The sequence below is a fragment of the Flavobacterium sp. FlaQc-48 genome (assembly GCF_044007335.1).
Lineage (GTDB): Bacteria > Bacteroidota > Bacteroidia > Flavobacteriales > Flavobacteriaceae > Flavobacterium.
Map to the genome: position 1 here is coordinate 113,107 of NZ_JBIPCR010000021.1, position 6,271 is coordinate 119,377.

A 6,271-nucleotide genomic window follows, 5' to 3' on the forward strand; every position below is an offset into this window, starting at 1 on the left:
AATAAACTTTGACGATTACCTGTAATAAATTGCCTAACAAAACTGAATTGTTAAAGGTAATTGGCAACTAGCGCAACTCGTCTATCAACAAAAGGTTACCTAGGTTATCCTTGGCCGTTTTATCAGGATCGGTGCGCAAGTAAGTAATGTTGCCAATATTTACTGTACCTACGTCCGCACCGTTATTCCATTTTCCTGTATTATAATTATGGACGGCTGTTTTATACGTGTTTTTTTGACCCATACTGGTTATTACCTCGTTTTTACTCCTTATTACGCCTTTTGATAACCTACCAGATTCTGTTGGGGTGTGTACCAAAACATGGCTAATATGTGATGGATCTGAACTGTAGCGTACTGCTGTTATGTAAAATGTACTCATAAATATAGATTTTCCTGACCTCTTTCATTCAGCCCGATATTTTTTTTAACCGGTGGATTTGTTATTAAATTTGTCCATTGGAATTTCCAGTACGAATCATGAACTATTCGAAACCCTGAGAGAACACCAAGACTTGGTAGTTAAAAATCTTTGCATCTTGCTGAAAAATAGTCCTGCTCTTAAGAGGTTGGTTAGCCTCCGGGACAGTCTGGGTTTATTAACTGCTGATCCTTCTGCTTCATTACAAAGCATGTCCACCATTCTATTTGTTTTGATATTGCAAATATTTACAATCTGCATACCAAATGGTAAATACGAGCGTATGAGCGACTAAGCATGTCAATATGTCATTTGAGAAAAACTTAGACTGTCAAAATACGAAAGTTATCTACTAGAACATTGTCAATCAGACTATATATATAAACTTCGAAAAATTCTACTTTATGTAGGAGAGGTTACGCTATACATGAAAACAAAAGTCAAAATCATCCCCCAGATTTTTAAAAATTACATGCCATTGTCAATTTACCAACCATTCTTTAGGACTGTCCATCAGAGCTAGTTTCAATCATACCATTTTTCAAACAATTGTCCACATATACTTGGGGTATTTTTTCCTGTTCCAGTCTATTGTTTTTATTCAACGATTTTAAAAATTGGAAAAGGTCATTCTCGTCATTAGTTAGTAGGCTAAGGCTTTCAGATTTATTGCGTGAGCCATCTACCGCATAAGTATGGAAAAGGTCAAAAGTCTGCCTATCCATCATTACACTTATAGTATGCGGATAATAGCTCCGTAATTGATGCAGTATCTGAAAACCGTGCTCGTCGATATCGCCCCAATAAATGATTTTTTTGTTCAGAAGCCATGTTGCATTTTTCAGGTAGCTGATATTGAAACCACCTCCGCTCCAAATAGCTATTGTAGAGGCAACTAAGGGCAGGGTGAGGAAATTCATTTTATTCTCGGTGATCAGTATATTTTTTGCTGGCAATTCAAGTTTCTCAAAATCTGAAAGTGGAATGCTGATGTCAGCAAACCGATAATCATGTTGCTCTTTATTGTCTAAAAAACGTATTCTAATTGCTCCATAGAGCGGCAGGAAATGTACACAGACCAATGGCTAAAATTTAATAGTGTGGAATTGGTAGATACTTTTATTGATAGAGGTAAAAGTGCCAAGACTTTCGACAGACCTGACTTTATAAAGCTGCAAGAATTTATCTCAAAACATTATAAAGTAGTTGACTACCTATTGGTGGATCAATTGGACAGGTTCAGCCGGGATGCAGGAGAAGCAATGAGCATGGTTAAAATGCTTCAGCGGAAATACAGCATACAAGTAGTTAGCGTTACGGAGGGGATCACATTTGATTATGACACTCCTGGCAGTTTCTTCAGAGCTGGATTACAGTTATTACTTGCCGAAGAAGATAACATCAATAGAAGTATAAAAATAAAGGGAGGGCTTTATACTGCCAGAGCGAAGGAAGGACGCTATATAGCGACTACACCTCCATACGGATATATTAAACAGGGAGAAAGGAAAGAACGAAGGTTAATTATTGAAGAGACGGAAGCGAAGGTCATAAAGTTCATATATGATGCTTTTCTTCGCGATATGCCATTATATAAAATCAAAGAAAAAGCCTATGAATTAGGTTTTAAAACAAAGGGAAATATGGCTATTGAAAGGGTTCTTGAAAACCCTGTTTATGCCGGTATGTTAAAAGTCCAGGGCTATAAAGAATATCCGGGTGGTATTTTTCCTGCTATCCATGAGCCAATTATTGATATTACTACCTGGCAGATGGTACAGAATAAAATGAAGAAACCTGAAAAAATAAGGACGGTTATCGACGAAGAAATTCCTTTACGTGGCGTACTAAAATGTCATTGCGGTAACTTACTGACCGGTGCGCCTTCCAGAGGCAAATCAGGAAAGTACTTTTATTACTATAAGTGCAGGTCTTCAAAACACAACAATATCGGCGCAATCAAAGCCCACGATCAGTTCTTAGGGGCTTGTGAATTAATGAGCCTTCCAGAACAAAGGGTTCTGGAAATAAGAAAAGGTTCTAAAGCTGCTTTAGAGGCTGATATGAAATCCAACAAGCAGAAAGTCATAGAAAAGAAGCAGCTTTTAGAAGACACTCAGGAAAAGATGTTTTCAGTAGAGGAAAAATGGATTAAGAATGAGATTACAAGGGATACTTACGACAGATGGTACTCAACTTACAACAGTACGATTCTCACTCTTAAGGGAGCTATTGAACGTCTGGGACAAAATGAGGGTCGTGCATTCGATATTTTGGAAAAGAATCTGGAAATGCTTACAGATATCCGCTATGTGTATTCAAAAGCCGATATTATGCAGAAGAGAGAATTCGTAAACTTGGTGTTCGACAGCAATTTGTACTATCAGGAAGGTATCTATCGAACACCTACGATGATGAATATTTTCTCTCACAACTCATTGATAATGAATGAAAAAGGCTATCTGATTTATGAAAAAAAAGGGATGATTTTTCAATCATCCCTTCCAGTGGAGTCGCCGGGAATCGAACCCGGGTCCAAACAAGCAACTAAAGAGCTTTCTACACGTTTATTTCCTGATTGGATTTTCGATGTTAAGCTAGGTCAGGAACAACCACTCAACACTTATCTTCTTAATTTCGATCTCCACCCGAAGCTCATGGAAATCTAGGTTTATTTTTACGGTTCCCCTGTACTGACCGCCACAAACCAAGGCTTTCAAGGAGAATCCAGCTTCCCTATCTGATAGGGACGTGGCTTAATCTTACTATAATTCGGATTATGCAGCTAAAGCGTAGTTATTTTCGCCGTGTAAAATTGTAAGATCTTATATTTACGAGCAAGGTCTCAATGCTCGACGTGCTTACTTTTCAATTCGACTTGCTGTCAAAACCAGTCGACCCCAAAAATGAGTTTGCAAATTTATACTATTTGAAGTTAGTTTGGTAATAAATTTTACAGAAAAATAATATTATTCGTCTTCTTTAAAATTAAAAGGATAATCACCAAAAATTGGCGCCAGTTTACGAACAGCATACGTATTTCTTGTCATTTTATTAGACAATGCAATAATTGTAACATGCTCTTTCATAAGCGGAATATACGATGAGGTATTACCATGCCACCATCCATTGTGAAAGTAATAATTTTGGCCCGTTTCCCAATTGATCATTCGAATTCCTAAACCATAATTTTTAGTTCCCTTTCTTTCATTGCTGTAACCGGTATATACTTGTTTTAGCAATTCAGGTTTTAAAAAATCCGGTGAGTTTCTGGCCCTGTCAAATTTTAAGAGATCTCTTGCAGTCGAAAATATATTTTTATCTCCGTAAACATTATCCAGATAATCAAATCCAATTTCTACACCATTACCTTTATAAGAAGGGACAATCTTTTTTCTGTCTTTGTCATCATCAAAAACATAAGTATGTGTCATTCCCAAAGGTTTGAAAATCATTTCAGACATGGCTTCTTTATATTTTAGACCCGTAATTTTTTCAATAATAAGTGCCAGCATGGCATAATTAGTATTGCAATAACTAAAACGTGTCCCTGTTCTGGATTCCAAACCGATATCTTTTGTAGCCAGAATATCTAAAATATCTTTATTGGTAAGTTGGTTATGTCTGTCCCAAACTGATTTATCTCTGTCTGTAAAATAAGCATAATTACGCATCCCGCTTCGATGGCTTAAAAGCATTCTAATGGTGCACTCTTCGTAAGGGAAGGTTTTTAAAATTGTATTTACTTTTTGATCTAAATCAATTTTACCGGCATTCACCAGTTTTAGAATCGCAGTTGCGGTTAAAACTTTGCTGACTGAGGCAATTTGTACAGGGGTTTCAGCTGTTATTTTTGTTCCTTCGTTTTTATTGGCAAAACCGTTGTAGCGTTCAAAGATAATTTGACCATTTCGGGCTACTAAAAAACTTCCGTTCATGGTATTATTAGGCCAGTTTTTGGTGTAGAAGTGATTTATTCTTCCTGTTACTGAATTTATGTAAGCTTGTGTAAGTCTCTTCTCAGGTCCTAGCGGCTTCATCTTAGGTAAGGTATCTTCGACCGTTACTTCTTCTTTATTTATCGTGTTTTTATCTTTTCCACATGAACCTAAAACTAAAATTAGGAAAAGTATTTGTGGTATATTTGTCTTTTTAAGGAAACTCATTTTCATCATTCTTTAAAAACAAATATATAGAATTCAATATTGATGTTTTGCCTTTTTGGATGAATTGAAAAGGTTGTTTTAACAAAAAATTAAGATTTTGTTTGATTAATTGTTTGCTATTCAGCTTTTAATGGTTTTTAAACATTCTAAAATTTAATTCTACAACAAAACTTTAACTAAATTTGTTATATTTGAAACAAATTGAATTGAAAAAGTTATATTAATAATTATTTTAACCTGATATAAATGAAATTCGGAATTATAAAAGAAAGAAAAAATCCGCCCGACAGACGTGTTGTATTTTCACCAGAGGAACTCGCAAAGCTAAAACAAACCTTCCATGATGCCGTAGTTGAAGTAGAAAGTTCAGATATTAGGATTTTTTCAGACCTTCAATATAAAAGTATGGGCATTACGGTTACAGATGATGTTTCTGATTGTGATGTTTTATTTGGGGTAAAGGAAGTTCCTGTAGAAAATCTTATTGCAGATAAATCTTATTTCTTTTTTTCGCATACTATAAAGAAGCAGCCATACAATCAGAAATTGTTAAAAGCAATTTTAGAAAAAAATATTGATTTGTATGATCATGAAACGATTGTTGATGCTCATGATCGCCGGTTAATTGGTTTTGGCAGATATGCAGGAATGGTCGGTGTTTATAACGGAATTCGTGCTTTTGGTTTAAAATTTGAATTGTTCAAATTGCCAAAAGCAGAAACGCTTTCAGGAAAAGAGGCTTTAATTGCGCATTTGAAACGCATAACAATGCCGGCTTTAAAATTTGTTATTTCAGGGACAGGAAAGGTTGGAAACGGTGCCAAAGAAATTCTGGATGCGATAAAAATAAAAGAAATTATGGTCGATAATTATTTGAATAAAAAATATGCCCAGGCTGTTTACGTACAGTTGGATGTTTTAGAATATAATAAAAGGATCGATGGGGAAGTTTTGGATTTTACAGATTTTGTATCTCATCCGGAAGCTTATGTTTCTGATTTCGAAAAATTTACTAAAGTTACCGATATCTATTTTGCAGGTCATTTTTATGCAAGTGGTGCGCCGGTAATTTTGACAAGAGAAATGTTAAACGCCAGTGATTGTAAATTGAAAGTGGTTGCTGATATTTCGTGCGATGTAAACGGACCAATTGCCTGTACATTGCGTTCCTCGACGATTGCAGAACCTATATATGGTTATTTTCCTTTGGAAGATAAGGAAGTTGATATTTTTCATCCTGCGGCAGTTGTGGTCATGGCGGTTGATAATTTACCATGCGAAATGCCAAAAGATGCCAGTGAAGGTTTTGGGGAACAATTTATGGAACATGTTATTCCTGCTTTTTTCAATGGAGATAAGGATGGAATTCTGCAGAGAGCTAAGATAACAGAGAACGGAAAATTAACGCCGAGATTTAGTTATTTACAGGATTATGTTGATGGGAAGTAAAATAGTTTCAGGTTTCAGGTTTTTATAGTTTAAGGTTGTTTAAACGTTGTGCTTAAGACAACCACACATAAAAAAATCCATTTGTATTTACAAATGGATTTTTTTATATGCTGAAACCTGAAACCTGAAACCTGAAACCTGAAACCTGAAACCTGAAACCTGAAACCTGAAACCTGAAACCTGAAACCTGAAACCTGAAACCTGAAACCTGAAACCTGAAACCTGAAACCTGAAA

General features: G+C 35.6%; 4 protein-coding genes, 1 other RNA gene and 1 pseudogene. 2 read left to right on the plus strand and 4 right to left on the minus strand.

Going from position 1 to position 6,271, the window contains the following annotated elements:
- Positions 1-67: 67 nt before the first annotated feature.
- A complete protein-coding gene (locus tag ACHRWY_RS24060) occupies positions 68-382 on the minus strand; it encodes a DUF3892 domain-containing protein (RefSeq protein WP_395357934.1) in 315 nt (104 codons plus the stop codon).
- 539 nt (positions 383-921) lie between these two features.
- Positions 922-1,503 (minus strand): Wadjet anti-phage system protein JetD domain-containing protein, encoded by a 582-nt coding sequence (locus tag ACHRWY_RS24065; protein WP_395357935.1) that lies wholly within the window; start codon positions 1,501-1,503, stop codon positions 922-924.
- On the opposite strand from ACHRWY_RS24065, the pseudogene ACHRWY_RS24070 reads away from it, so the two are divergent.
- Positions 1,489-2,205, plus strand: a pseudogene (locus ACHRWY_RS24070) (recombinase family protein); the annotation flags it as partial. The gene ACHRWY_RS24065 and the pseudogene ACHRWY_RS24070 sit on opposite strands and share 15 nt — an antisense overlap.
- A gap of 721 nt (positions 2,206-2,926) precedes the next feature.
- Here the strand turns inward: ACHRWY_RS24070 and ssrA are convergent.
- Positions 2,927-3,323: a transfer-messenger RNA gene (gene ssrA, locus ACHRWY_RS24075) on the minus strand.
- 67 nt (positions 3,324-3,390) lie between these two features.
- Complete coding sequence (locus ACHRWY_RS24080) at positions 3,391-4,593, minus strand: serine hydrolase domain-containing protein (protein ID WP_395357937.1); 1,203 nt, start codon at positions 4,591-4,593, stop codon at positions 3,391-3,393.
- A gap of 240 nt (positions 4,594-4,833) precedes the next feature.
- Here ACHRWY_RS24080 and ACHRWY_RS24085 point away from each other — a divergent pair, with 240 nt between their 5' ends.
- Complete coding sequence (locus ACHRWY_RS24085; protein ID WP_395357936.1) at positions 4,834-6,036, plus strand: NAD(P)-dependent oxidoreductase; 1,203 nt, start codon at positions 4,834-4,836, stop codon at positions 6,034-6,036.
- The last annotated feature ends 235 nt before the right edge of the window (positions 6,037-6,271 follow it).